General features: G+C 67.8%; 24 protein-coding genes. 11 read left to right on the forward strand and 13 right to left on the reverse strand.

All coding sequences use genetic code 11. The features are described from left to right. Positions 1 to 10: 10 nt before the first annotated feature. Positions 11 to 1,585, forward strand: a complete 1,575-nt coding sequence (locus AC3ANJ_RS06330) for an FAD-dependent oxidoreductase (RefSeq protein WP_488318742.1) — start codon at positions 11 to 13, stop codon at positions 1,583 to 1,585. Positions 1,586 to 1,588: 3 nt separating this feature from the next. On the opposite strand, the gene AC3ANJ_RS06335 is transcribed toward AC3ANJ_RS06330, so the two are convergent. Then, a complete protein-coding gene (locus AC3ANJ_RS06335) occupies positions 1,589 to 3,067 on the reverse strand; it encodes a sensor histidine kinase (protein WP_488319239.1) in 1,479 nt (492 codons plus the stop codon). A gap of 47 nt (positions 3,068 to 3,114) precedes the next feature. Continuing rightward, positions 3,115 to 3,843, reverse strand: a complete 729-nt coding sequence (locus AC3ANJ_RS06340; RefSeq protein WP_488318743.1) for a response regulator transcription factor — start codon at positions 3,841 to 3,843, stop codon at positions 3,115 to 3,117. Between the two features lie 167 nt (positions 3,844 to 4,010). On the opposite strand from AC3ANJ_RS06340, the gene dgoD reads away from it, so the two are divergent. Together dgoD and AC3ANJ_RS06350 are read left to right on the forward strand one after the other, a co-directional pair. Further along, positions 4,011 to 5,162 carry a galactonate dehydratase gene (dgoD, locus tag AC3ANJ_RS06345; RefSeq protein ID WP_488318744.1) on the forward strand — a complete coding sequence of 384 codons (1,152 nt, stop codon included), beginning with the start codon at positions 4,011 to 4,013 and terminating at the stop codon, positions 5,160 to 5,162. A gap of 90 nt (positions 5,163 to 5,252) precedes the next feature. After that, the gene (locus AC3ANJ_RS06350; RefSeq protein ID WP_488318745.1) at positions 5,253 to 6,485 is read left to right on the forward strand and encodes an FAD-binding oxidoreductase; all 1,233 of its coding nucleotides are present in this window, start codon (positions 5,253 to 5,255) and stop codon (positions 6,483 to 6,485) included. A gap of 54 nt (positions 6,486 to 6,539) precedes the next feature. Here the strand turns inward: AC3ANJ_RS06350 and gndA are convergent, their stop codons facing one another. Further along, positions 6,540 to 7,991, reverse strand: coding sequence for an NADP-dependent phosphogluconate dehydrogenase (gene gndA, locus AC3ANJ_RS06355; RefSeq protein ID WP_406245974.1), 1,452 nt, complete (start codon positions 7,989 to 7,991; stop codon positions 6,540 to 6,542). A 110-nt stretch (positions 7,992 to 8,101) separates the two neighbouring features. Continuing rightward, on the reverse strand, positions 8,102 to 8,227 hold the full coding sequence (locus AC3ANJ_RS06360; protein WP_406245973.1) for a hypothetical protein: 126 nt from the start codon (positions 8,225 to 8,227) through the stop codon (positions 8,102 to 8,104). A gap of 230 nt (positions 8,228 to 8,457) precedes the next feature. Here AC3ANJ_RS06360 and AC3ANJ_RS06365 point away from each other — a divergent pair, with 230 nt between their 5' ends. Together AC3ANJ_RS06365 and pth are read left to right on the forward strand one after the other, a co-directional pair. Continuing rightward, positions 8,458 to 9,072, forward strand: a complete 615-nt coding sequence (locus AC3ANJ_RS06365; RefSeq protein WP_488318746.1) for a 50S ribosomal protein L25/general stress protein Ctc — start codon at positions 8,458 to 8,460, stop codon at positions 9,070 to 9,072. Between the two features lie 88 nt (positions 9,073 to 9,160). Further along, the gene (gene pth / locus AC3ANJ_RS06370; RefSeq protein WP_406245971.1) at positions 9,161 to 9,742 is read left to right on the forward strand and encodes an aminoacyl-tRNA hydrolase; all 582 of its coding nucleotides are present in this window, start codon (positions 9,161 to 9,163) and stop codon (positions 9,740 to 9,742) included. 20 nt (positions 9,743 to 9,762) lie between these two features. Here pth and AC3ANJ_RS06375 read toward each other — a convergent pair whose 3' ends face one another. Both AC3ANJ_RS06375 and trpS read right to left on the reverse strand, forming a co-directional pair. Beyond that, positions 9,763 to 10,407 (reverse strand): hypothetical protein, encoded by a 645-nt coding sequence (locus tag AC3ANJ_RS06375; RefSeq protein WP_488318747.1) that lies wholly within the window; start codon positions 10,405 to 10,407, stop codon positions 9,763 to 9,765. A gap of 61 nt (positions 10,408 to 10,468) precedes the next feature. After that, complete coding sequence (trpS, locus tag AC3ANJ_RS06380) at positions 10,469 to 11,446, reverse strand: tryptophan--tRNA ligase (RefSeq protein ID WP_488319240.1); 978 nt, start codon at positions 11,444 to 11,446, stop codon at positions 10,469 to 10,471. Positions 11,447 to 11,530: 84 nt separating this feature from the next. On the opposite strand from trpS, the gene AC3ANJ_RS06385 reads away from it, so the two are divergent. Further along, positions 11,531 to 11,842: a hypothetical protein gene (locus AC3ANJ_RS06385; RefSeq protein ID WP_488318748.1), complete on the forward strand. Its 312-nt coding sequence runs from the start codon at positions 11,531 to 11,533 to the stop codon at positions 11,840 to 11,842. A gap of 16 nt (positions 11,843 to 11,858) precedes the next feature. Here the strand turns inward: AC3ANJ_RS06385 and AC3ANJ_RS06390 are convergent, their stop codons facing one another. From AC3ANJ_RS06390 to sdhC, 7 genes are all read right to left on the reverse strand, one after another. Then, positions 11,859 to 12,389 (reverse strand): hypothetical protein, encoded by a 531-nt coding sequence (locus AC3ANJ_RS06390; RefSeq protein WP_488318749.1) that lies wholly within the window; start codon positions 12,387 to 12,389, stop codon positions 11,859 to 11,861. An 81-nt stretch (positions 12,390 to 12,470) separates the two neighbouring features. Next, positions 12,471 to 13,310: an exodeoxyribonuclease III gene (locus AC3ANJ_RS06395; RefSeq protein ID WP_488318750.1), complete on the reverse strand. Its 840-nt coding sequence runs from the start codon at positions 13,308 to 13,310 to the stop codon at positions 12,471 to 12,473. A 9-nt stretch (positions 13,311 to 13,319) separates the two neighbouring features. Beyond that, complete coding sequence (locus tag AC3ANJ_RS06400; RefSeq protein ID WP_488318751.1) at positions 13,320 to 14,615, reverse strand: YihY/virulence factor BrkB family protein; 1,296 nt, start codon at positions 14,613 to 14,615, stop codon at positions 13,320 to 13,322. A 20-nt stretch (positions 14,616 to 14,635) separates the two neighbouring features. Further along, positions 14,636 to 15,403, reverse strand: a complete 768-nt coding sequence (locus tag AC3ANJ_RS06405; RefSeq protein ID WP_406245964.1) for a succinate dehydrogenase iron-sulfur subunit — start codon at positions 15,401 to 15,403, stop codon at positions 14,636 to 14,638. A gap of 1 nt (position 15,404) precedes the next feature. Then, the gene (sdhA, locus tag AC3ANJ_RS06410; RefSeq protein WP_488318752.1) at positions 15,405 to 17,210 is read right to left on the reverse strand and encodes a succinate dehydrogenase flavoprotein subunit; all 1,806 of its coding nucleotides are present in this window, start codon (positions 17,208 to 17,210) and stop codon (positions 15,405 to 15,407) included. A 15-nt stretch (positions 17,211 to 17,225) separates the two neighbouring features. Continuing rightward, a complete protein-coding gene (locus AC3ANJ_RS06415) occupies positions 17,226 to 17,681 on the reverse strand; it encodes a succinate dehydrogenase hydrophobic membrane anchor subunit (protein ID WP_406245962.1) in 456 nt (151 codons plus the stop codon). Further along, positions 17,681 to 18,115 (reverse strand): succinate dehydrogenase, cytochrome b556 subunit, encoded by a 435-nt coding sequence (gene sdhC / locus AC3ANJ_RS06420; RefSeq protein ID WP_488318753.1) that lies wholly within the window; start codon positions 18,113 to 18,115, stop codon positions 17,681 to 17,683. Before sdhC ends, AC3ANJ_RS06415 begins: the two co-directional genes overlap by 1 nt. A 147-nt stretch (positions 18,116 to 18,262) precedes the next feature. On the opposite strand from sdhC, the gene AC3ANJ_RS06425 reads away from it, so the two are divergent. The 5 genes from AC3ANJ_RS06425 to AC3ANJ_RS06445 all read left to right on the forward strand — a co-directional run bounded on the left by AC3ANJ_RS06425 (position 18,263) and on the right by AC3ANJ_RS06445 (position 24,835). After that, complete coding sequence (locus AC3ANJ_RS06425; RefSeq protein ID WP_488318754.1) at positions 18,263 to 19,378, forward strand: mannose-1-phosphate guanylyltransferase; 1,116 nt, start codon at positions 18,263 to 18,265, stop codon at positions 19,376 to 19,378. A gap of 130 nt (positions 19,379 to 19,508) precedes the next feature. Further along, positions 19,509 to 20,627: a BMP family lipoprotein gene (locus AC3ANJ_RS06430; RefSeq protein WP_488318755.1), complete on the forward strand. Its 1,119-nt coding sequence runs from the start codon at positions 19,509 to 19,511 to the stop codon at positions 20,625 to 20,627. Between the two features lie 97 nt (positions 20,628 to 20,724). Next, on the forward strand, positions 20,725 to 22,239 hold the full coding sequence (locus AC3ANJ_RS06435; RefSeq protein WP_488318756.1) for an ABC transporter ATP-binding protein: 1,515 nt from the start codon (positions 20,725 to 20,727) through the stop codon (positions 22,237 to 22,239). Continuing rightward, on the forward strand, positions 22,236 to 23,552 hold the full coding sequence (locus tag AC3ANJ_RS06440) for an ABC transporter permease (protein ID WP_488318757.1): 1,317 nt from the start codon (positions 22,236 to 22,238) through the stop codon (positions 23,550 to 23,552). Before AC3ANJ_RS06435 ends, AC3ANJ_RS06440 begins: the two co-directional genes overlap by 4 nt. Then, entirely contained in the window at positions 23,549 to 24,835 is a 1,287-nt protein-coding gene (locus AC3ANJ_RS06445; protein WP_488318758.1) for an ABC transporter permease, read from the forward strand. The genes AC3ANJ_RS06440 and AC3ANJ_RS06445 overlap by 4 nt, the downstream gene beginning before the upstream one ends. Positions 24,836 to 24,841 lie beyond the last annotated feature (6 nt).

Here is a 24,841-nt window from a genome sequence, read left to right on the forward strand (position 1 = left end):
AGTGAGTATCGTGACGACGTCCTTCACCGCATTCCGACAGCGGGTCCTGGCACGGCTGGGATCGCTGTCGATGTACCGCCTCGTGCTCGCGGCCCTCGCGACGCTGGCAGTGATCGCCCTGCTGCTGTCGGCGCTCGGCGTGATCGTGTCTCCGACCCCGTGGGAGATCCTGGTCGCCTTCGCCGTCCTGACAGCGGTGATCTCGGCGGTGGATGCCGTGGCGCAGCGCATTCTTCGACTGCCGTGGCGTGTCGAATCGTCGCTCGTGACGGCCCTGATCCTTCTGTTCGTGCTGCGCCCGGGGACCGACGCGGCCGCCGTCTTCGGTCTGGCAGTGGCCGGAGCGCTGGCGAGTCTTTCGAAGTACATCATCGCCTGGCGTGGCCGGCACATCTTCAACCCCGCGGCGTTCGGTGCCGCCGTCGTCTCCATCGTCGGGTCCTTCGGCGCGCTCGAATGGCTGGGCACGTCATCATCGTGGTGGATCGGGACGCCGTCGATGGCGCTGCCGGTCGCGGTGCTCGGCCTCGTCGTGCTGTGGCGCACCGAGAAGGTGCGCGTGGTGCTGGTGTTCGTGCTGATCGCGGTCGCTACGTCCGTCGTGCGCCAATTCATCCAGGCGCAGCAGTTCGGAATCGCTGTCGATCTCGGTTCCGCGCTGTCGTTCGCGGTGCTGCAGACGCCGTTCCTGTTCCTCGGCGCGTTCATGCTCTCCGAACCGCTGACGCTTCCCCCGAGACGCTGGCAGCAGTTCTGGGTCGCCGGCGTCGTCGGAGCGCTCGCCGGCTGGCCCATCTCGGTCGCCGGCTTGTTCACACTCGGCCAGGAACGCGCGCTGCTGATCGGCAACCTCGTCGCCTTCGCGTTCGCTCTGCGCGGCTCGGTGCGCCTGACCCTGCGCAGCCGTGAGTTCATCACCCCGACCGTGCAGGAGCTCACCTTCGAGGCGCGGGGGAAGCTGCGCTTCCTGGCCGGGCAGTACCTGGAACTCGACGTGCCGCATCGCCGCCCCGACGCCAGGGGCACCCGCCGGGAGTTCAGCATCGTGTCGGCGCCGGCCGATCTGCCCACGCTGCGCATCGCCTACAAGAACGGCGATCAGAAGCATCCGTCCAGTTACAAGCTCGCGCTCGCCGCCGCGGAGCCGGGGGCGACGCTCGCCGTGACAGGGACATGGGGCGACTTCCTGCTGCCCCGAGGAGACGCGCCGGTGCTGATGGTGGCGGCCGGCATCGGGGTGACGCCGTTCGTCTCGCAGCTGCGTCAGCTGCAGCTCACCGGGCAGCGTCGGGACGTCGTCCTCGTGTACGTCGCATCGGATGCGACCGAGCTCGCCTTCCGCGATGAGCTCACAGCCACGGGCGTCGACGTGATCGTCTTCACGCGCGACGAGCCGAGTGGCCTCCCCGCGCACTGGAGCTGGGCGCAGGGATTCCGGCTGGATGCTGAGCACCTCGAACGCGTGGTCGGCGACCTGTCCGCACGGCATGCGTTCATCTCGGGTCCGCCACGGCTCATCGCCGACCTCGCACCGGCGCTGCACAAGGCGCGGTCGCTGACGACCGACGCATTCGCCGGATACTGACCGTTAGTTCGTCGCGCGGGCGTCGGAGGATGCCGGGTTCGCCGGGATCCGGACGGTGAACGTCGTCGAGCCCGGTGCGCTGTCGACGATGATCTCGCCGCGATGGCCTTCGACGATCGCCTTCACGATCGCGAGCCCCAGACCGGTGCCGCCCGTCTGGCGCGCCCGCGAGCTGTCGCCACGGGCGAACCGTGCGAACAGCTCCTCACGGACGGCGGGGTCGATTCCCGGCCCGTCGTCGTGGACGCGCAGGATGCCGTGGTCGCCCTCCTGCGCCACCGTCAGTGTGATCCTGGTTCCGGCCGGAGTGTGGGTGCGGGCGTTCGCGAGGAGGTTGGTGACGACCTGGTGCAGGCGCCCGGTGTCGCCGACGACGATCACCGGTTCTTCCGGGACGTCGAGGTCCCACGCGTGGTCGGGGGCCGTGGGGCGGGCATCAGCGACGCCCTCGACGGCGAGCTGCGTGAGGTCGACCGTGCCGTACACGAGTTCGCGGCCTTCGTCGAGGCGCGCGAGCAGCAGCAGGTCTTCGACCAGTCGTGTCATGCGCAGCGACTGCGCCTGGATGCGCTCCAGCGCTGAGCCCGTGCTCTCCATGACGGCGGGTGTCGTAGCCGTTCCGGCCTGCTCCGCTTTGCCGAGCGCCTTGAGCGACAGCTCGGAGTACCCGCGGATCGAGGCGAGCGGAGTGCGCAGCTCGTGGCTCGCGTCCGCGACGAAGCGCCGCATGCGCTCCTCGTTCTGCTGGCGGGCGGACAGAGAGCTGTCGACGTGGTCGAGCAGTGTGTTCAGGGCGGCGCCGACGAGTCCGGTCTCGGTCCTCGGATCGGCCTCTGCCGCTGGCACGCGCTCGGTGATCGAGACCTCACCGCGATCGAGCGGCTGGTTCGCGACGCGGGTCGCCGTGGCGGCGACCGCACGAAGCGGGCGCAGGCCGACGCGGATCGTGATCGCCGTTGTGAGCGCGAGGAGGATGAGACCGCCGAGCGTGGCCAGCGCGATGACGGTGAACAGGCGCGCGAGCGTGTTCTGGATCTCGTCGCGGGGGAGGCCGGTGACGACCGTGATGCCGTGGTTGGTCTGTTGCGCCGTCAGGCGGTAGGAGCCGAGTTCGGAGATCGTCACCGTGAAAACGGGGCCATCGCTGATGTGCTCGTCGATCTCCTGCAGTTGCGCGTCGGTGAGCTCGACGACGCCATCCTCGTCGGCGACAGCGCCGCTCGCGGTCAAGCCTTCTCCGCCGATCGCGAGCAGAGTGCGGGCATTCTGTGTCGGCAGTTCTTTCAGTACGCTCGCGGCTGTCAGAGTCTGGCTGAGCAACTGCTGCGGGATCGGCTGCTGGCTGAGGACGAACACCTGCTGCGACGACGCCGCACGAACTTTCTCGTCGAGTTGCTCCTCCAGGGTGCGTCCCAACGTAGCGCTGGTGATGACCGCGACGATGATGAGGATGAGGGAGACGAACCCGATCACGGCCGCCATCAGCCGGGTCTGCAGGCTCAGGGGCGGCCGCGCCGGGCTCGTCGAGCTCACTGCGGAGCCTTGATCATGTAGCCGACGCCGCGGACGGTGTGCAGCAGCGGTGTGCGGCCGGCGTCGATCTTCTTGCGCAGATACGAGATGTACAGCTCGACCACGGAGGACTTGCCGCCGAAGTCGTAGCTCCACACCCGATCGAGGATCTGGGCCTTGGACAGGACGCGCCGTTCGTTGCGCATCAGATAGCGCAGCAGTTCGAACTCGGTCGCGGTGAGCTCGATCTCGTCGCCGGCTCGGGCGACTTCGTGGCTGTCCTCGTTGAGCGTGAGGTCGGCGACGCGCAGGATCGACTGGGAGTCATCGGTGGTGGCGTGTCCGGTTCGGCGGATGATCGCGCGCAGGCGAGCGATGATCTCCTCCAGGCTGAAGGGCTTCGTGACGTAGTCGTCGCCGCCGGCGGTGAGGCCGGCGATGCGGTCGCCCACGGCATCCTTCGCCGTCAGGAACAGGACGGGCACGAAGTTGCCCGACTCGCGCAGCCGCTTGAGGACGGCCATGCCGTCGAGGTCGGGCATCATGATGTCGAGCACGAGGGCGTCCGGCTCGAATTCGCGGGCGACCTGGAGCGCCTCGAGACCGGATGACGCGGTGCGCACCTCCCAGCCCTCCATGCGCAGGGCCATCGCGAGCAGGTCGGTGAGCATCTGCTCGTCGTCGACGGCGAGGATGCGAAGGGGGGAGCCGTCCGGGCGACGGAGTTCGGGCAGATCGGTGGTCATGACCCCATTCTGCGGAGTCTCCTATGAGATTTCTATGGAGAGCGTTATGGGCTGGCTGTGAATCGTGGTGTGCCATCCGGTTATTCTTCGGAGAGGGCAACGAGAGGAACGTCGAGGGTGACGAAGCAGCAGCAGCACGACGGCGGCGCGGCGCAGGAGATCGCATCATGAACGACGTCATCGACAGGGTCGAGGCGTTCCCCGTGGCGCCCCGCTGGCTGTTCGTCCGTATCGAGACGACGGACGGTCTGGTGGGCTGGGGCGAGGCATCGCTGGAGGGGTATGCGGATGTCGTGCGCGCCGCTGTCGACCAGTTCGCCGACTACCTCCTCGGAAAGGATGCCGGTCTCATCGAGGAGCACTGGCAGGTGCTGTCCAAGGGGCAGTTCTACCGTGGCGGAGCCGTACTGGCGAGTGCGGTCGCCGGCGTCGACCAGGCGCTGTGGGATCTGAAGGGCAAGCGCCTGGGTGTGCCGGTGCATGACCTGCTCGGAGGCGCGGTGCGCGAGCGCATCCGGGCCTACGGCTGGGTGGGCGGTGACGATCCGTCCGAGGTGGCCGATCACATCGCCGCGCAGCTCGCCGTCGGTCTGACCGCAGTGAAGATGAACGCGTCGGGGCGCATGAGCCGCAACGGCTCGGTCGCCGAGCTCGACGGCGTCGTCTCCCGCGTCGCCAGCGCCCGTGAGGTGCTCGGCCCTGATCGGGATGTCGCGGTCGATCTCCACGGTCGCTTCACGCTGGCCACGGCGCGTCGGCTCGCACCGCTGCTGGAGCCGCTGCATCCGTTCTTCATCGAGGAGCCGGTGGTCCCCGAGAACTCGCACATGATCGGTCGCATGGTGGACGCCACGACGATCCCGATCGCCACGGGGGAGCGACTGTACAGCCGGCAGGAGTTCCTGCCCGTGCTGCAGGCCGGCACAGCGATCCTGCAGCCGGATGTGTCGCATGCCGGTGGGATCTCGGAGGTGCGCCGGATCGCAGCGCTCGCCGAGACCTTCGATGCCGTCATCGCGCCGCACTGTCCGCTCGGGCCCCTCGCACTGGCCGCGTGCCTGCAGGTCGGCTTCGCCACGCCGAACCATCTCATCCAGGAGCAGTCGATCGGCATCCACTACAACGCGGGCGCCGAGGTGCTCGACTACGTCGCCGACACCGAGCCGCTGCGATTCGTGGATGGTCACTTCGAGCGGCTCACAGGGGCAGGGCTCGGGATCGAGATCGATGAGGGTGCCGTCAGGGATGCCGCGGCACGATGGGAGCGGTGGCAGAATCCGGTGTGGCGTCACCCTGACGGGTCCGTGGCGGAGTGGTGAGCACCGCGTGGTCCGGCGCAACGATCGCACGCGTCATGTTCATCTGAATCGCACGCCCCGCATGTCCGTGGCCGGGTCTAGCGTTGTGGCATGACCGAATCCGTCATCATCCGCCCCACCACCGTTGAAGAAGTCGTCGCAGCCGTGCGACGCGCACACCACGAATCGCTCCCCGTCACCGTCGTCGCCGGCGGGCACGGTCCTTGGTCGCACGGTGCATCCCCAGGGCTGCGCATCGAGCTCTCCGAGCTCTCCGACATCACCATCGAAGGAACGGCCGTCCACGTCAGCGGCGGAGCCGTGTGGGGCGACGTCGCCGCAGCGATCGCCCCGCATGGCCTCGCCATCAGCTCAGGCGACACTGCGACCGTCGGCGTCGGCGGGCTGACCCTCGGCGGCGGCATCGGCTGGATGGTCCGCTCCTGGGGTCTCGCCGTCGACCAGCTCGTCGGCGCCCAGGTCGTCACGGCGACCGGTGAGGTCGTCGAGGCGTCTGCGACCGAGAACGCCGACCTGTTCTGGGCGCTGCGTGGCGGCGGTGGCAATTTCGGGATCGTCACCCGCTTCGATTTCGTTGCGCATCCGCTGGAGGGAATCGTCTACTCCGAGAGCGCCATCGCCGCTGACTCAGCTGCCGTCCTGCGCGCCACGAGCGAGCTGATGCGCGACGCTCCTCGTGAGCTGACCGTCACCTTCATGGACGTCCCGCCGATGGACCCGAGCGCGCCGGCCGGAGCACGTCTCAGCACCGTCTGGGCGGGCACTGACGCGGATCGGCTTCGAGAAGTGCTGGCGCCGATCACCGAGATCGACGGCGTCTCCACCGAGATCACGACCCCGGCGTACCGCGACATCCTCATGGAGCCGCCGACGCCGCCCGAGGGTGAAGTACAGCTGCCGCCAGGGTTCATCGGCGGCAACGGCCTGTTCGCGCAGCTCGACGACGACCTCATCGATCGCCTGGTGGCGTTCCGCGCCGCGTATCCCGCATCCGTGGTGTTCCTGCGATCCCTCGGGGGAGCATTCGGAGACGTCGAACAGGAGTCGACCGCGTTCCCCTCTCGTGAGGCGACCTGGTTCGTGATGGCCGGAGCGTTCGACATCCCCGGCCTGGTCGACGACGATGCGCGCGCTTCGATCCTCGCCGACTGGGAGCAGATCGAGCGGGGCCGTCTCGCCGAGTACGGCAACTTCGCTCCGACCGAGCGGCCGGCAGCCGTGCCGGGGATGTTCACGAGCGCAGCGCACGCCCGTCTCGCCGAGGTGAAGCGGGTCTGGGATCCCGAGAACCAGTTCCGGCGCAATCACAACATCGCGCCGTGAATGCAGAAGGACCGGGAGCCCGCGGCTCCCGGTCCTTCTCACGTGCCTGAGGTGTCAGTGCGTGTCTTCGGCCTCGATCTCGGTGCGGTCTCCGGACCACAGCGTGTGGAACGTGCCTTCTTTGTCGATGCGCTTGTAGGTGTGCGCACCGAAGAAGTCGCGCTGGCCCTGGACGAGCGCGGCGGGGAGGCGATCGGCGCGGAGGCCGTCGTAGTACGACAGCGACGACGAGAACGCCGGAGCCGGGATGCCGGCCTGCGCGGCGGTCACGACGACGCGACGCCACGCGGCCTGTGCGCGCGTGAGCGCCTCGGAGAAGTACGGAGCGGTCATCAGCACCGGCAGCTCGGCGTCCACTGCGTACGCGTCAGCGATGCGGTTGAGGAACTGTGCGCGGATGATGCACCCGCCGCGCCAGATCTTCGACACCGCACCCAGATCGATCGACCAGTCGTACTCGGCTGCACCGGCGCGGATCTCGTCGAAGCCCTGCGAATACGCGACGATCTTCGACGCGTACAGCGCGAGACGGACGTCCTCGATGAACGCGGCCTGGTCCTGGACCGAGAACGACTCCTCAGGGCCGGGGAGGGCGCCGGCGACGGCGCGCTGCTCGGGGTGGCTCGAGAGCGAACGCGCGAAGGTGGCTTCCGCGATGCCCGAGACCGGAACGCCGAGCGAGAGCGCGGTCTGCACGGTCCACGCGCCGGTGCCCTTGGCGCCCGCCTGGTCGAGGATGACGTCGACGAGCGGCTTGCCGGTCTCGGCATCCACCTGACGCAGCACCTCGGCGGTGATCTCGATCAGGTACGACTCCAGCTCGCCCTTGTTCCACTCGGCGAAGATCTCGGCGATCTCGGCCGGGGTCTTGCCCGTACCGCGGCGGATCAGGTCGTAGGCCTCGGCGATCAGCTGCATGTCGGCGTACTCGATGCCGTTGTGCACCATCTTGACGAAGTGGCCCGCACCGTCGTGACCGATGTGCGTGACGCAAGGCTCGCCTTCGGCGACCGCCGCGATGGACTTCAGGATCGGGCCGAGCGTCACCCAGGACTCGTCAGAGCCGCCGGGCATGATCGACGGGCCGAGCAGTGCACCCTCCTCGCCGCCCGAGATGCCGGCGCCGACGAAGTTGATGCCGGTCTCGCGCACGGCCTTCTCGCGGCGGATGGTGTCGGGGAAGTAGGCGTTCCCGCCGTCGACGATGATGTCGCCCGGCTCGAACACCTCGACGAGTGCGTCGATCACGGCATCGGTCGGGCCGCCGGCCTTGACCATGATGATCGCGGTGCGCGGCTTCTGCAGCGAGTCCGCGAACTCCTGGTAGGTCTTCGCGGGGACGAAGCCCGCCTCGGGGTGGGCGTCGAGGACACCCTGCGTCTTCTCGTAGCTGCGGTTGAAGATCGCCACCGTGTTGCCCTCGCGGCTGGCGAGGTTGCGGGCGAGGTTCGAACCCATGACGGCGAGTCCGACGACTCCGATGTTTGCCTGACCGGCAGAGGACATTGATGCACCTTCCGTGAGGGGGACCGTCCGGGCGCCGGTGAGCGCAGATCCGGACGTCTTCAGATTACTCGGACGCGGTCGCGCACAACGCCCGCGTTACCGTGTGAGGCTCAGTCCTTGCGGTAGCCGGAGCGTCCCATCGAGAACAGGGCGCCGATCGTGAACACACCGGCGCAGACGGCCATGGCTCCGATGAGCCAGGCGATCGCGTGGGAGAGGAAGGCGCCGTCGAGCATTGCAGGACTCCAGGTTCGTGAGGGTTCGGGACGGAAAAGTCGAGTGTCTTCAGCCTACCGGTGCATCGGGTACGATTGAGAGGTTCCTCGGCGAGGGATGCTTCGTGTGCGCGGCATCCGTAATCGACGCGGCGAAGCTGTCCTCGTGGCTGATTTCCTCGCGTCTGTGCTCGAGAAGCCGAACTCAAGACCACCACGCGGCCTTCGCCGTGTGCCCCGAAGGAGAACCAATGTCTGACGACACCAAGGTCACCGCCGAGCTGCGCGACAGCTTCGGCAAGGGCTTCGCCCGCCGCCTGCGCGCTGCAGGAAAGATCCCCGCCGTGCTGTACGGCCACGGCACCGACCCGGTGCACGTCGCACTGCCCGGGCACCAGGTCGCGCTGATCATCCGCCGCGCCAACGCGCTGCTCGAGCTCGACATCGACGGCAAGAACCACCTCGCGCTGGTCAAGGACGTCCAGAAGGACCCCGTGCACCAGATCATCGAGCACATCGACCTCCTGGTCGTGAAGAAGGGCGAGAAGATCCAGGTCGACGTCCCGCTCGTCGTCACGGGCGAGTCGGCTGCCGGCACGATCGTCAACCTCGAGAACACGACGCTCGCCGTCGAGGCCGAGGCGACGCACATCCCGCAGCACTTCGAGGTCTCGGTCGAGGGCCTCGAAGAAGGCGCGCACGTCACCGCCGCCGACGTCAAGCTGCCCAAGGGCTCGACGCTTCTCGCGGACCCCGAGCTGCTCATCGTCGCGATCTCCGTCCCGGCCGCCGCTGAGGCCGCCGAGGAGAGCGAGACGGCGGCCGAGGCCACCGCTGAGGCCACGGAAGAGGCCGCTGCGGAGTAATCCTCCGCACTGCACCACTTCGACAGAGGGGACACGAGAGATCGTGTCCCCTCTGTCATATCCTGACGATGTCCGAGAGGAGGCCGACGTGGCGCACACGTGGCTGATCGTGGGACTGGGCAATCCCGGTCCCCGTTATGAGACCACGCGGCACAACATCGGCCAGATGGTCGTCGATGAGCTCGCGGCACGCCGGAGCGAGACGTTCCGGGTGCACAAGGCCGGCGCCAGGGTCGTGGAGACCTGGCTCCGCCCCGGGGGCGACAAGCTGGTGCTGGCCAAGCCGAACACGTTCATGAACGTGTCCGGCACCCCGGTCGCGGCGCTCGCGCGCTTCTACTCGGTGCCGGCCGAGAGGGTCGTCGTCGTGCACGACGAACTGGACATCCCGTTCGATTCGATCAAGCTCAAGATCGGCGGTGGACACGGCGGGCACAACGGCGTCCGCGACGTCGCCAGCGCGCTGACGACGGCCGATTTCCCGCGTGTGCGCGTCGGGATCGGGCGTCCGCCGGGGCGACAGGATGCCGCGGACTGGGTGCTCGCGCCCTTCGGTGGTGAGGAGCGCAAGACGCTTCCGATCCTGATCTCGGATGCCGCGGATGCCGTCGAGACGCTCGTCGCCGACGGTCTGCTCGCCGCGCAGCAGAAGCACCACGCCCCGCGCTGAACCGGGCCGCGCTGATCGACCTACGTCAGCTGGGCAGCACCGACCGCCGCGCCGACGGTCAGTGCGATGAAGACGGCGGTGAAGAACACCACGGGGCCCAGCACGGCGATGATGAGCCCTGCGATGCCCTGACCACGGCCGCGGCGCTTGACGATCGCGACGATGCCGAGCACGAACGCGGCGATGCCCAGCACGGTTCCGGCCCAGAACGAGATCTCGGCCCACAGCACCTGGTCCCGTGCGGGCGCGAGGAACGCCAGCGAGTCCAGTTCGGTGGAGGTGACGTCGTCGACGGCGTTCGGGATGATGCTCCCGACGGCGAACGCGGCCGTGGCGCCGATGATCGGCACGACGATGGCCGCGGCGAGCGACAGGATCAGCGCCAGCACACCGGTGGTGCGAGCGGACGTCTCCGGCGCGGCGGGTGCCGAGTAGGGGCCGGCGGCGACCTGGTAGCCGCCGATCGGGGCCTGATAGGCGCCGACCGGAGCCTGATAGGCGGGTGCAGCGCCACCCGGGGCCGGATAGCCGGGCGCCGGGTATCCGCCGGGCGCCGGGAAGCCGTTCGGAGCCTGGGGCGCGTTCGAGCCGGATGCCGGGGGCGCGGGAGGAACAGGCGGGGGAGCGGGCGGGCGGAAGCCGTCGGACTGCTGCGGGTCGGTCACGCCACCCATCCTACGTTCTCGCCCCGCCCGTCCGCGGCGGTCGGACCGCCGACTCAAGAGCTCAGACCCGGCGCAGCAACCCGGTCTTGTCGTAGACGTCCGCGAGGGTCGCGTCCGCGACAGCATCCGCCTTGGCCGCGTTCACGGCCAGGATGCGGTCGAGCTCTGCCGGGTCGTCGAGCAGTTCGACGGCGCGGGTGCGCACCGGCTCGAACTCGTTGACCACGACCTCGGCGAGACCCTTCTTGAAGTCCCCGTAGCCGCGACCGGCGTACTCGTCCTCGATGGCGGCGACCTGTCGACCGGTGAGGGCCGCGTAGATCGTGAGCAGATTCGAGACGCCGGGCTTTTTCTCCCGGTCGAAGCGCACGCTGCCGTCGGCATCCGTGACGGCGCGCATGATCTTCTTCGCCGTCTTCGCCGGGTCATCCAGCAGCCACAGCACACCGGCGTCGCTCTCCGCGGACTTCGACATCTTCGACGTCGGATTCTGCAGGTCGTAGATGCGCGCCGTGTCCTTCTGGATCACCGGCACCGGTACGACGAAGGCTTCGCCGAAGCGCGAGTTGAAGCGCTCCGCGAGATCGCGCGTGAGTTCGACGTGCTGCTTCTGATCGTCGCCGACCGGTACGACATCGGTCTGGTACAGCAGGATGTCCGCGGCCATCAGCACCGGATACGTGAACAGCCCGACCGATGTCGCGTCGGCACCGTACCGTGCGGACTTGTCCTTGAACTGCGTCATCCGGCCGGCTTCGCCGAAGCCGGTGATCGTGGAGAGGATCCAGGCCAGTTCGGCATGCGCGCGCACGTGCGACTGCACGTACAGGGTCGACTGCGACGGCTCGATACCGGCCGCGATGTACTGCGCGGCCGTGCGGCGCGTCTTCTCGCGAAGCTCCTTCGGATTCTGAGCGACGGTCAGCGCGTGCAGGTCGACGACCGAGAAGAACGCGTCATAGGAGTTCTGCAAGTCTCGCCACTGCAGCAGCGCCCCGATGTAGTTGCCGATCTGGAGGGAGTCGGCTGAGGGCTGCATTCCGGAGTACAGGCGAGGTTTCGTCACGGTATCAATCCTAGGGCGACGGTGGAGGTGGCTCGACGTTGCTGACAGCATCGGGGGATGACCGAGAGGACCGAACCGACCAGCAGAGCGGCGCAGATCGTCGGCATCGTCCTCACCGTCCTGTTCGGTGTGCCGTTCGCGCTTTTCGCATGGATGGCGCTGAGCAGCCGCTTCGGATGGTCGGACGGCGACATGCACGGCTACGTGCTGATCTTCGGATCGCTCTTCGCGATCGGCCTCGCGATCCCTCTCACGTTGACCGTGCCGCTGATCTTCCCTCGCGGACGACGGGTGACCGCCGGCATGGTGTGCTCGGCGGCCTTCCTGGTCGTCGCCGTCGGGCTCTTCGCGGCTCTGCTGACCGCGTAGGGCGGACGCGTGCCGCTCAGGCCGTGCCCGCTGCGGCGCCCTGCACGCTCAGCGAACGCATCCGCCACGCGTAGACGGCAACGGCCAGCGTCGTCAGCGTGTACAGGACGACCGCCTGGAGTGCGAACGCCGGATAGTCGATGATCCAGGGCGACAGCCTCGGATCGGCGGCGAATGCCGGGTTGTCGTGGACGTAGGGCACCGCTTGGGCGAGCGCATAGCCGGCGACCTGGCCGACCGTGTAGATGCCGATACCCGCGAGCAGCGCGAGCGCCGCCTGACCGGTGCGTCCTCGCCAGAGCGCGCCCGCGGCCCGGAGCGCGCTGCGGGGCTGCCATCCCGGGGCGGGGGCGAGCCACGCAGACATCAGGGGAGCACACACGAACGCCGCCACCAGCAGGACGAGCAGCAGCCCGACGCCGATCATCAGTGACGAAGTGCCCCCGGCCCTGCTGCGCATCAGCTGCGGCATGAGCAGCAGGACGAGGATCGGCAGACAGGCGATGAGACAGGCGAGCCAGGTGCGCCAGAGATATCGGATGTTCACCCGATCGATTCTGGTTGCCGGCGCCCCTGTCGGACACAGGGAGAACCCGCCCGTCGTTTCGGGAAAACCCGAGAAGGCGCGTCAGTAGCGGTAATCCACCACGACGGGCGCATGGTCGCTCCAGCGCTGGTCATAGGATGCCGCGCGCGCCACGTGGTACGACTCGACGCGCTCCGCCAGGGTAGGGCTGGCCAGGTGATAGTCGATCCGCCAACCGGAGTCGTTGTCGAACGCCTTTCCGCGCATCGACCACCAGGTGTAGGGACCATCGACCTCGCCGTGGAAGCGGCGACCGACGTCGATCCAGCCCATGCCGGTGACGGTCGTGCCGTCGGCGGCCGCCAGCTCGGCGCCGGCTTCGCCGAGGAACCGGTCGAAGTACGCCCGTTCGCGCGGCAGGAACCCGGCTTTCTTGCGATTGCCGCGCCAGTTCTTGATGTCGAGCTCGCGGTGCCCGACGTTGAGGTCGCCGGTGACGAGCGCGAGCGTGCCGTCAGCGCCCAACTCGCCCAGACGGGTGCCGAAGGCATCCAGGAAGCGCCACTTCTCGTCCTGCTTGGGCGTGTCGGTCTCGCCGGAGTGCACGTAGGCGCTCACGACGGTCAGCGGCTGGTCGCCGAGCAGGAAATCACCCTCGATCCACCGCCCCTTCGAGTCGAAGTCATCTGGGCCGAAGGCGGTGCGGGTGGCCAGGGCGGGGGTGCGGCTCGCGATCGCGACACCCGCGCGACCCTTGGCCGTCGCTTCGTCGTGGATGATCGACCAGCCAGGCAGTGCGGCCTCGAGATGCTCGTCCTGACCGCGGACCTCCTGCAGAGTCAGGATGTCGATGTCCGCGGCATCCAACCAGGTGCTCATTCCGTTGCGGGCGGCCGCCCTGATTCCGTTGACGTTGACCGTGGCGATACGCAGATGAGGCATGTCCTCAGCCTATTGCGACCCACCGACATCGCCATCGACGGCGGTCGTCTTCGTCGCCGTGCGCACGCGTTTCGACGGCAGCGGGGGAGGAGCGGCGGCCTCGACCTGCTCCAGTTCGTCCTGCGCCTCACGGACGGCACGGTCCGCCGCCCAGATCCGATACCAGGGGGCGGCGGCGCGTGCCTCCTGCGCCGTACGCAGTCGCACCTGCGCGGCGATCAGCAGGGCCCTGTGCTCAGCCGCCAGTCGCTCGGCCTCGGATTGCGGCAGCAGCGCGATGTGGTGGTCCTCGGCACCGACGGCGATCCAGGATGCCGCGACGAGGAGCACGATCCCGAGAAGGCGGAACCACAGCAGGAGCACGATGAACACCGCGAACGTCGCCAGCAACGGGTTCGAGGGCGTGTAGCCGAGGAACAGACCGAAACCGAGCTGCAGGACCGTCGCGGCAGCAGCGCCGAGGAAGGCTCCGGGCATGATGCGTCGCCAGGTGAGCTGAGTGCCGGTGAGGAAACGGAACAGTCCGGCCAGCAGCACGATGTTGACGACGTACAGGATGCCGATCGTGACCAGACGGACCGTGAATGACGAGATCGCGGTCGCCTCGCTCAGCCCGATCAGCCGGAATCCGAGCTCCAACGCCCACGTTCCGAGTGTGCCGAGCACCGTCCCGAGCACGAGCCCCGCACCGAAGACGATCGCTGCGACGAAATCCAAGCCCTTGAGAATGAAGTAGTTCCGCCGATCCGGCGGAATGCCGAAGACTCCGCGCACCGCACGGCGGGCGAACGAGATCGCCCCGACGGCCGTCCAGATCAGCGTTCCGAGGGCGATCGCGCCCGTGACGGTGAGCGTGGTCCCCGTGCTGGTCGTCACGATGTCCTGCACCTGCTCCGGGGTGATCACGCCTCCTTCGACGATGAGCCCTGGCACGTAATTGTTGATGACGCTGATCAGGCCGTCGATGGCTTCCGTGCTGCCGCCCAGCCAGAGCCCGGCGATGGCGAACACGACGTAGACGGCGGCGAAGGCGGCGAACAGCGCCTGATAGCTGACGCCGGCCGCGAGGAGGAAGCCCTCGTGCTGGAGGAAGTGCCGCCATACGCGGACCGGGAACCACTCGAGCGTGCGCTGCGTGAGCGCGGTGGCGCGGGAGATGGGCTCCTCGAAGCGCTCGCGCAGATTCTCCTGCGTCTGCTCCCAGCGCGCACGGAGATGCTCTTCCTCGCGGGCTGCGACCTCGGCGGCTCCCCGCTGAGCGCGCGCGTCGCCCGACGGCGTCGGCGTGCTCTCGAGGCGGCTCACCCTGTCAGGTTAGCGAAGGGTCACGGACGGCCGCGCAGGACCGCCTGCTTGACCTCGGCGATCGCCTTGGTCACCTCGATACCGCGGGGGCACGCCTCCGAGCAGTTGAAGGTCGTGCGGCAGCGCCACACGCCTTCCTTGTCGTTGAGGATGTCGAGGCGGACGCCTGCGTTGTCGTCGCGCGAGTCGAAGATGAAGCGGTGCGCGTTCACGATCGCGGCCGGGCCGAAGTACTGCCCGTCGGTCCAGAACACCGGGCACGAGGACGTGCACGCCGCGCACAGGATGCACTTGGTGGTGTCATCGAAGATGGCGCGGTCGGCGATGGACTGCGTGCGCTCCTTGCCCTTCTCGGGGGTCGAGCTGGCAACGAGGAACGGCTGCACTTCGCGGTACGAGGCGAAGAACGGCTCCATGTCGACGATGAGGTCCTTCTCGAGCGGAAGGCCCTTGATGGCCTCGACGTAGATCGGCTTGGAGATGTCCAGGTCCTTGATCAGCGTCTTGCAGGCCAGGCGGTTGCGGCCGTTGATGCGCATGGCGTCGGATCCGCAGATGCCGTGGGCGCAGGACCGACGGAAGCTCAGCGAGCCGTCGACCTCCCACTTGATCTTGTGCAGCGCATCGAGGACGCGGTCGGTGGAGTACAGCTCCACGTCGTAGTCGACCCAGTGCGGCTCTGCGTCGTTCTCCGGGTCGAAGCGACGGATGATGAACGTGACCAGGAAGGACTGGACTTCCGAGTCCGCTGATTCGGCGGCAGGCGCCTCTGCGACGGCGGTGGACATCTCAGTACTTCCTCTCCATCGGCTGGTAGCGGGTCTGGACGACCGGCTTCGAGTCGAGTCTGATGTGATCGGCGGGCGTCGACGAATGCGGATCGCCGGTGAGATACGCCATGGTGTGCTTCATCCAGTTCTCGTCGTCGCGCTTGGGGAAGTCGTCGCGCATGTGTCCGCCGCGGCTCTCCTCGCGGTGCTGGGCGGCGTACACGACGACCTCGGCGAGGTCGAGCAGGAAGCCGAGCTCGACGGCCTCGAGCAGATCGGTGTTGAAACGACGGCCCTTGTCATCGACGTGCACGTTGCGGTAGCGCTCGCGCAGCTCAGCGATCACGCCGAGGACGTGCTCGAGGGACTCGTGCGTGCGGAAGACCTGTGCGCCCTTGTCCATCTCGTCCTGCAGCGTCTTGCGCAGCACGGCGATGCGCTCGGTGCCCTGGTTGTTCCGCAGGCCCTCGATCATGCCAGACACGAACGCGGCCGGGTTCTCGGGCAGCGGAACGAACTCGGCCGTCCTGGCGTACTCGACGGCGTTGCGGCCGGCGCGCTTGCCGAACACGTTGATGTCGAGCAGCGAGTTCGTGCCGAGTCGGTTCGAACCGTGCACGGAGACGCAGGCGCATTCGCCGGCGGCGTAGAGGCCGGGGACGACGGTCGTGTTGTCGCTGAGCACCTCGGCGTCGTTGTTGGTCGGGATGCCGCCCATCGCGTAGTGCGCCGTCGGCATCACGGGCACGGGCTCGACCACAGGGTCGATGCCCAGGTAGGTGCGGGCGAACTCGGTGATGTCGGGGAGCTTGGTCTCGAGGATCTCCGCGCCCAGGTGCGTGCAGTCCAGCAGCACGTAGTCCTTGTTCGGGCCGGCGCCGCGTCCGTCCAGGACCTCCTGGACCATGGAGCGGGCGACGATGTCGCGCGGCGCGAGGTCCTTGATGGTGGGGGCGTAGCGCTCCATGAAGCGCTCTCCGGAGGCGTTGCGCAGGATCGCACCCTCACCGCGGGCACCCTCGGTGAGCAGGATGCCGAGACCGGCCAGGCCGGTGGGGTGGAACTGGAAGAACTCCATGTCCTCCAGCGGCAGGTTCTTGCGCCAGATGATGCCGACGCCGTCGCCCGTGAGGGTGTGCGCATTCGAGGTGGTCTTGAAGATCTTGCCGAAGCCGCCGGTCGCGAAGATCACGGCCTTCGACTGGAAGACGTGCAGCTCACCCGTGGCGAGGTCGTACGCCACGACGCCGGCGACCAGGGTTGCGCCGGCCTCGTCCTTCACCGTGATGAGGTCGAGGACGTAGAACTCGTTGAAGAAGTTGATGCCGAGCTTGACGCAGTTCTGGAACAGCGTCTGCAGGATCATGTGACCCGTGCGGTCGGCGGCGTAGCAGGCGCGGCGCACCGGCGTCTTGCCGTGCTCGGCGGTGTGCCCGCCGAAGCGGCGCTGGTCGATCTTGCCCTCTGGGGTGCGGTTGAACGGCAGACCCATGTTCTCGAGGTCGATGACGGCGTCGATGGCCTCCTTGGCGAGGATCTCTGCGGCATCCTGGTCGACGAGGTAGTCGCCGCCCTTGACCGTGTCGAACGTGTGCCACTCCCAGTTGTCCTCTTCGACGTTCGCGAGGGCCGCGGCCATGCCGCCCTGGGCGGCACCGGTGTGCGAACGCGTCGGATACAGCTTCGAGATGACGGCGGTCTTCGCGCCGGGGCCCGCCTCGATGGCCGCGCGCATGCCGGCGCCTCCGGCGCCGACGATGACGACATCGAACTGGTGGTAGTGCACGCCGTCGCGGACGACGGAATCGTGAGTCTGCGTGGTCACTCTCTAACTCTCTTCTCAGTTCCCGACTGAACCGTTGGCCACACACATGTCCCACAGGGTGCTGGACTCTGTGACGCCCAGGCACGGGTCGAACGTGAACACGACGAGCGTGCCCAGGACGATCAGCAGGCCGGCGGCCAGACCGAGTGCCCAGACCAGCGCCTTGCGGGCGGTCGGGTGGGTGACGTAGTCGTTGACGATGGTGCGCATGCCGTTCGAGCCGTGGATCAGGGCGAGCCACAGCATGATGACGTCCCACCACTGCCACCACGGGTCGGCGAACTTTCCGGCGATGAAGGCGAAGTCCAGTGCGTGGATGCCCTCACCGAGCATGAGGTTCACGAACAGGTGGCCGAAGATGAGGATCACCAGCAGGACGCCGGAGATCCGCATGAACATCCAGCCCCACTTCTCGAGGTTGAAGCGGCGGGTGCGGCGTCCGGATGCGGCGAACGCGGTCTGAGCGGTCATCAGTGTCCCCCTCCGAAGCCGGCGAACGCGAGTGCGAGGTGACGCGGCACGAAGCCGGCCATCAGCACGGCCCACAGACCGATCACGATCCAGAACATCTGTCGCTGGTAGCGCGCGCCGCTGGACCACAGGTCGACCAGGATGATCCGCAGACCGTTGAGCGCGTGGAACACGATGCCGGCGACGAGGACGACCTCGCCGAGTGCCATGATCGGGTTCTTGTACGTGCCGATCACGGCGTTGTACGCCTCCGGCGACACCCGGATGAGTGCTGTATCCAGCACATGCACCAGGAGGAAGAAGAAGATGGCGACGCCCGTGATGCGGTGAAGCACCCATGACCACATTCCTTCACGCCCTCGGTAGAGCGTGCCGCGCGGGGTCTTGGATGTCGTCTCCGAAATCGACGGTGTCAAGCGAGTGCTTGCGGACACGGTCGTCCTCCCTGATCGATCTGTATCGGCAGCGCGCACAGGCACGCCCGAACGCTCACCATCCTATTCCCGTTCGATCGTGCCGAGCGAGGAAGGCGAACCTAAGTATCTCGATGTCGAGATTTATCGCCGCGATAGGGTGAGGACATGACGGAGCCGATCGAGGACTTCTACGCGGTGATTCCGGCCGGTGGCATCGGGAGTCGCCTGTGGCCCCTTTCCCGGGCCGACGCCCCGAAGTTCCTGCATGACCTGACCGGATCGGGCAACTCGTTGCTGCGCGACACCTGGGATCGGCTCGAGCCGCTCGCCGGTGCGGATCGCATCGCGGTCGTCACGGGACGCGCCCACAGGGCGGCCGTCGAGGGGGAGCTGCCAGGAATCCCGGACATGAACGTGTTCCTGGAGTCCGAGCCGCGCGAGTCTGCCGCCGCGATCGGGTTGGCGGCCGCGATCCTGCACCGGCGCGACCCCGACGTGATCATCGGCTCCTTCGCGGCCGACCACGTCATCCGCGGCACGCGCACCTTCGAGTTCGCCGTCCTGCAGGCCGTCGAGGTCGCCCGGGCCGGATACATCTGCACCATCGGCATCCAGCCGTCTGAGCCGTCGGTCGGCTTCGGGTACATCCGCAAGGGGGACGAGCTCATCGTCGACGGCGCTCCGGAGGCCGCGACCGTCGAGCGATTCGTCGAGAAGCCGGACCTGGAGACCGCGAAGGAGTACTACGCGGATCGCTCCTTCCTGTGGAACGCGGGCATGTTCATCGCCAAGGCGAGCGTCCTGCTCGACGAGCTGGCCGCGAACGAACCCCAGCTGCACGCCGGACTGCTCGAACTCGCGGCGGCCTGGGACGACCGCGAACTCCGAGGACCGGCCGTCGATCGCATCTGGCCCGGTCTGAAGAAGATCGCCATCGACTACGCCGTCGCGGAGCCGGCCGCCGAGAAGGGACGCCTCGCCGTGATCCCCGGGCACTTCGACTGGGACGACGTGGGCGATTTCGCCTCGCTCACCAAGCTCATCTCCAACGGCCGCAAGAACGACCTCGCGGTGCTCGGCCCGAAGGCACGGGTGCTGTCCGATGCCGCGACCGGAATCCTCGTCAGTCAGACCTCGCGCGTGATCAGTCTCGTCGGCGTGCAGGACATCGTCGTGGTGGACACCCCTGACGCTCTGCTGGTGACGACGATCGAGCACGCGCAGCGCGTGAAGGGCGTCGTCGAGTCGCTCAAGCTCACCGGACGCGGCGACGTCCTCTGAGCCGGCGGAGGTCGGCTCTGTTTCGAGTTTGTAACCATTAACCGCGCCGGTGCTCCAGTGCGGCGTAACACTGGGTAATTTAGCCTCGGGGCCCTGCGATCGGCGCGGGCCAGTAGTCGTGGAGGCTTACGTGACCATTTCCACTCGAAAGCGCGCACTCGCCGCGCTCGTGGCGACCGGCGTCGCCCTGTCGCTTGCAGGTTGTGGAGCGGCGCCAGAGGAGACCGACGGCGAAGGCGCAGGCGCGGGGCCGGTCGACTCCGACTTCCTGCCCTGCCTGATCTCCGACGCCGGCGGCTGGAACGACAAGTCGTTCAACCAGTCCGCGAAGGAGGGTATGGATGCCGCGGCCGAAGAGCTCGGCATCGAGCCGCTCGAGTTCGAGTCGGCCAACGACAACGACTACGCGCCGAACCTCGAGACCGCGGTCTCGGAGGGCTGCTCGTTCATCGTCTCGGTCGGCTTCAAGCTGTCGGCGGCAACGGTCGAGTCCGCACTCGCGAACCCTGAGATCAACTACGCGATCATCGACGACTGGGCCGACAACGACTTCGACGGCGAGACGGATGCTCCGAACATCAAGCCGCTCGTCTTCGACACGGCTCAGGCCGCGTACCTCGGCGGGTACGCATCCGCCGCGTGGTCGGCGCAGAGCGGCGTGAACAAGGTCGGCACGTTCGGCGGAATGCAGATCCCGTCGGTGGCCGTGTTCATGGACGGATTCCAGCTCGGCGTCGAGAAGTACAACGAGGACAAGTCCGGTGCCGTCGAGGTGTTCGGCTGGGATGCCGCGACGCAGAAGGGTTCGTTCACGGGCGGATTCGACGCGAACGACACCGCCAAGCAGACCGCGCAGGGCGTGCTCGACCAGGGCGTCGACGTGATCCTCCCGGTCGGTGGCCCGGTCTACCAGAGCGCGGCCGCCGCCATCCGCGACAGCGGCAAGGACACGCTGCTCATCGGCGTCGACAGCGACCTGGCCGTCGCCGACTCGAGCGTGGCGGATCTGACCCTCGTCTCGATCATGAAGGCGATCGACGTCGCGGTCCAGGATGCGACGATCGCGGCCGCCGAGGGCGAGTTCGACGCAGCGCCGTACGTCGGCACGCTCGAGAACGAGGGCGTGAAGCTCTCCGGCTTCGGCGACTTCGAGGCCGAGCTGCCTGAAGGGCTGACGGACGAGCTCGCGACGCTTCAGGAGCAGATCATCTCCGGTGACATCACGGTGGAGTCCGAGAACTCTCCGTGAGCTGAGTGAGCACGGGGCGGGGCGAGTGGTCGCAGGTGACCGCTCGCCCCGCGCCGTGAACGGACACTTCTGTAAATCTTCTGGATAAGGTGCAGATATGAAGCTCGAACTTCGCGGCATCACCAAGCGATTCGGCAGCCTGGTGGCGAACGACCACATCGATCTGGTGGTCGAGCCGGGTCAGATCCACGCGCTGCTGGGTGAGAACGGCGCGGGCAAGTCCACGCTGATGAACGTGCTGTACGGCCTGTATCAGGCCGACGAGGGCGACATTCTCCTCGACGACGTCGTGCAGCACTTCCGCGGACCCGGCGACGCGATGGCGGCCGGCATCGGCATGGTGCACCAGCACTTCATGCTCGTCCCGGTCTTCACCGTCGCCGAGAACGTCATGCTCGGGCACGAGCAGACCAAGGGAGTCGGCGTGCTCGACATCGCCGCGGCACGTGCCCACGTGCGCGCGGTCGCCGAGCGCTTCGGTTTCGACATCGACCCCGACGCCGTCGTCGGGGATCTCCCGGTCGGCGTGCAGCAGCGGGTCGAGATCATCAAGGCGCTCTCCCGGGATGCGCAGGTGCTGGTGTTCGACGAACCGACGGCCGTGCTGACTCCGCAGGAGACCGACGAACTCATGGGCATCATGCGTCAGCTGCGCGATGAGGGCACCGCGATCGTCTTCATCACGCACAAGCTGCGCGAGGTCCGCGAGGTGGCGGACACCATCACGATCGTGCGCCTGGGGAAGATCGTCGGCGAGGCCTCCCCGACCGCGACGAACGCCGAGCTGGCCACGCTGATGGTCGGCCGAGCCGTCGAGCTCACCGTGCAGAAGGAAACTCCGAAGCTCGGCGACGGCGGTCTGGAGGTGCGAGGCCTTCGTGTGCTGACACCGACCGGTGCGATCGTGGTCGACGGCGTCGACTTCGCGGTCCGGCCAGGCGAAGTGCTGGCGATCGCCGGCGTGCAGGGCAACGGGCAGACCGAACTCGTCGAGGCGCTGGTCGGACTGGCCGCGCGCGTCGAGGGCTCCATCTCCCTGGACGGTGCGGAGCTCGTCGGCAGGAGCGTCCGCGCGATTCTCGACGCCGGGGTCGGATTCGTCCCGGAGGACCGCACCGAGGACGGACTGGTCGCGAACTTCACCGTCGCGGAGAACCTCGTCCTGGACCGCTCGGACGACCCGGCCTTCAGCAGTGCGGGAACGCTCAAGCGCGCAGCCCTCGAGGAGTTCGCCCACGCGCGCATCGCCGAGTACGATATCCGGGCCCAGGGTCCGCAGACCCCCGCCGGAACGCTCTCCGGCGGCAACCAGCAGAAGGTCGTCATCGCCCGCGAGATGAGCCGCGAGCTGCGGCTGCTCGTGGCGGCGCAGCCCACGCGCGGCGTCGACGTCGGGTCGATCGAATTCATCCACAAGCGGATCATCGAGACGCGCGATTCCGGTGTTCCGGTGCTCGTGGTCTCCACCGAGCTCGACGAGGTCGCCGCCCTCGCCGATCGGATCGCCGTGATGTATCGGGGCGCGATCATCGGGATCGTCCCCGGTGATACGCCTCGCGAGAAGTTGGGACTCATGATGGCCGGTGTGGCCGATGCGGAGGTGACCGCGTGAGCGGATCGACACCGGATGCGGGAGACGCGACCAAGGGGCTGCCTCCCGAGCAGCTCCCGCCGAGCTCCGGCATCCCCGGCAGCGAGAGGGCCGAGATCGACCCTCCCCGCGGCAACGTCATCATCAAGGAGATGCTGCGCAGCAACGCCGTGACGACGATCCTCGCGATCGTGCTCGCGCTGATCGTCGGCGGCATCCTGATCGCCCTGACGAACAAGGACGTGCAAGAGACGTCCGTGTACTTCTTCGCCCGACCAGGTGACATGCTCGTCGCCGTCTGGGGGTCGGTGTACGACGGCTACGAGGCGCTCGTGCGCGGTGCGATCTTCAACGCGCGGGGCAACGGCTTCGCCGCGCAGATCAAGCCGCTGACCAATACGCTCGGGTTCGCCGCTCCGCTGATCGCCGCGGGACTCGGCGTCGCGCTGGCGTTCCGGGTCGGCCTGTTCAACATCGGCGCCCGCGGTCAGATGCTCTTCGGCGTCGCGCTGGCCGGGCTCCTGACGTTCCAGCTGGATCTGCCGATCTGGCTGCACATCCCGGCGATGCTGATCGTCGGCATCGCGGGCGGCGCGCTGTGGGGCGGCATCGCAGGCCTCATCAAGGCTCGTACGGGCGCGCACGAGGTGATCCTCACGATCATGCTCAACTACATCGCGTACTACCTGCTGCTGTGGATGATCCGCACGCCGGGGCTCCTCCAGAAACCGGGGACGAATCAGGCCCTCGGTTCGCCGACGCCGCAGAACGCGCAGTTCCCGCCGCTGTTCGGAGCGCAGTTCCCGCTGCTGGACCTCGGCTTCGTGATCGTCATTCTGGCGACCCTGTTCGTCTGGTGGCTCATCGAGCGCTCTTCGCTCGGCATGCGCATGCGCGCGGTCGGCGAGAACCCGCATGCCGCACGGGCCGCCGGCATCAACGTGCAGCGCATCTACGTCTACGCGATGCTGTTCGCCGGCGGTCTCGCCGGTCTCGCCGGCATGAACCAGCTGCAGGGATCCGTCACCACCGGCATCACTGAGACGATCGACGCCGGCATCGGCTTCGACGCGATCACGGTCGCGCTGCTCGGCCGCAGCCGCGCCTGGGGCACGTTCGCCGCCGGCATCCTGTTCGGGGCGCTCAAGGCCGGATCGTTCTCGATGCAGGCGCAGGACATCCCTGTCGACATCGTGCTCGTCGTGCAGTCGCTCGTCGTGCTGTTCATCGCGGCTCCTCCGCTGCTGCGAACGGTCTTCTTCCTGCCCAAGACGGATGCCGAGAAGGCCGCCAAGGCGAGAGCCAAGGCCGCGAAGAAGGCGGTGGCCGCATGAGCTCCTCCGTGCAGACCCAGGCCGCCGACGGCACCGTGCAGCTCGCCACCGTGCGCGAGCGGCATTGGAAGACTCCGATCGTGCTGGCCGTCGCGACCGCGCTCCTCGCCCTGCTGTTCCTGCTCGTGCCCCGAACAGGGACGAGCACCTTCCGCCTAGGCGATCGATCCTCGGTCGTCGACATGCCCGACGTCCCGCTGCCGACCACTGTCACATGCTGGGTGCTGATCGTCCTGCTCGTGCTGATGGTCGCCCTCGCCGCCGTGCAGGCGTGGAACTACCGGAGCGTGCCGCTGTGGCTCATCTCCGTCTTCGGTGTGGTGGCCGTGTTCGCGTTCCTCGTGTGGGCCGCTGCCGGCGGTCTCGTGCCCGTCACGAGCCTGCTCGTCGGAGCGGTCTCGCTGTCGGTGCCGCTGGTGTTCGGCGCACTCGGCGGCGTCATCGGCGAACGCGCCGGTGTCGTCAACGTCGCGATCGAGGGGCAGCTGCTGCTCGGAGCCTTCTCCGCCGCACTGCTGTCGAGCATCACCGGCAACCCGTTCGTCGGGCTCATCGGCGCGATGATCGGCGGCGTGCTCGTCGCGAGCGTGCTCGCCGTCTTCGCGATCAAGTACCTCGTCGAGCAGGTCATCGTCGGTGTCGTGCTGAACGTGCTCGTCACCGGCCTGACCGGGTTCCTGTACGGCGCGCTGCTGGCGCCGAACGAGGCCGAGCTCAACACCGCGGCACGCTTCTCACGGATCAAGATCCCGATCCTGGGCGACATCCCGATCATCGGTCCCGTGCTGTTCAACCAGACGGTGATCGTGTATCTGATGTTCGTGACCGTCGCGATCGTCGCGTGGGGCCTGTACCGCACCCGCTGGGGCCTGCGTCTGCGTGCGGTCGGCGAGCACCCCAAGGCCGCAGACACCGTGGGCATCCGGGTGAACCCGACCCGGTTCTGGAACGTGCTGCTCGCCGGCGCGATCGCCGGCATCGGCGGAGCGTACTTCACGCTCGTCTCGGTGCCGCAGTTCGGTAAGGAGATGACGGCCGGCCTCGGCTTCATCGCCCTCGCAGCCGTGATCTTCGGCCGCTGGGATCCGATCCGCGCGACGCTGGCCGCGCTGCTGTTCGGCTTCGTCACCAACCTGCAGAACCTCCTGACCATTCTGAAGACGCCCATCCCCGGCGAGTTCATGCTGATGCTGCCGTACCTGGTCACGCTGCTCGCGGTGGCCGGATTCGCCGGACAGATCCGCGCACCTGCCGCCAGCGGCAAGCCGTACATCAAGAACTGAGGACGA

The organism is Microbacterium sp. STRO-1N, assembly GCF_057748015.1.

Excerpts from the sequence above, each read along its gene's own strand:
- gndA (WP_406245974.1), bottom strand. The coding sequence starts at position 7,991 with ATGTCCTCTGCCGGTCAGGCAAACATCGGAGTCGTCGGACTCGCCGTC.
- AC3ANJ_RS06340 (WP_488318743.1), bottom strand. The coding sequence starts at position 3,843 with ATGACCACCGATCTGCCCGAACTCCGTCGCCCGGACGGCTCCCCCCTT.
- AC3ANJ_RS06415 (WP_406245962.1), bottom strand. The coding sequence starts at position 17,681 with ATGACCGCTCAGACCGCGTTCGCCGCATCCGGACGCCGCACCCGCCGC.
- AC3ANJ_RS06405 (WP_406245964.1), bottom strand. The coding sequence starts at position 15,403 with ATGTCCACCGCCGTCGCAGAGGCGCCTGCCGCCGAATCAGCGGACTCG.
- AC3ANJ_RS06435 (WP_488318756.1), top strand. The coding sequence starts at position 20,725 with ATGAAGCTCGAACTTCGCGGCATCACCAAGCGATTCGGCAGCCTGGTG.
- AC3ANJ_RS06425 (WP_488318754.1), top strand. The coding sequence starts at position 18,263 with ATGACGGAGCCGATCGAGGACTTCTACGCGGTGATTCCGGCCGGTGGC.
- AC3ANJ_RS06395 (WP_488318750.1), bottom strand. The coding sequence starts at position 13,310 with ATGCCTCATCTGCGTATCGCCACGGTCAACGTCAACGGAATCAGGGCG.
- AC3ANJ_RS06360 (WP_406245973.1), bottom strand. The coding sequence starts at position 8,227 with ATGCTCGACGGCGCCTTCCTCTCCCACGCGATCGCCTGGCTCATCGGA.
- AC3ANJ_RS06350 (WP_488318745.1), top strand. The coding sequence starts at position 5,253 with ATGACCGAATCCGTCATCATCCGCCCCACCACCGTTGAAGAAGTCGTC.
- trpS (WP_488319240.1), bottom strand. The coding sequence starts at position 11,446 with ATGCAGCCCTCAGCCGACTCCCTCCAGATCGGCAACTACATCGGGGCG.
- AC3ANJ_RS06335 (WP_488319239.1), bottom strand. The coding sequence starts at position 3,067 with ATGGCGGCCGTGATCGGGTTCGTCTCCCTCATCCTCATCATCGTCGCG.
- dgoD (WP_488318744.1), top strand. The coding sequence starts at position 4,011 with ATGAACGACGTCATCGACAGGGTCGAGGCGTTCCCCGTGGCGCCCCGC.
- AC3ANJ_RS06385 (WP_488318748.1), top strand. The coding sequence starts at position 11,531 with ATGACCGAGAGGACCGAACCGACCAGCAGAGCGGCGCAGATCGTCGGC.
- AC3ANJ_RS06445 (WP_488318758.1), top strand. The coding sequence starts at position 23,549 with ATGAGCTCCTCCGTGCAGACCCAGGCCGCCGACGGCACCGTGCAGCTC.
- AC3ANJ_RS06365 (WP_488318746.1), top strand. The coding sequence starts at position 8,458 with ATGTCTGACGACACCAAGGTCACCGCCGAGCTGCGCGACAGCTTCGGC.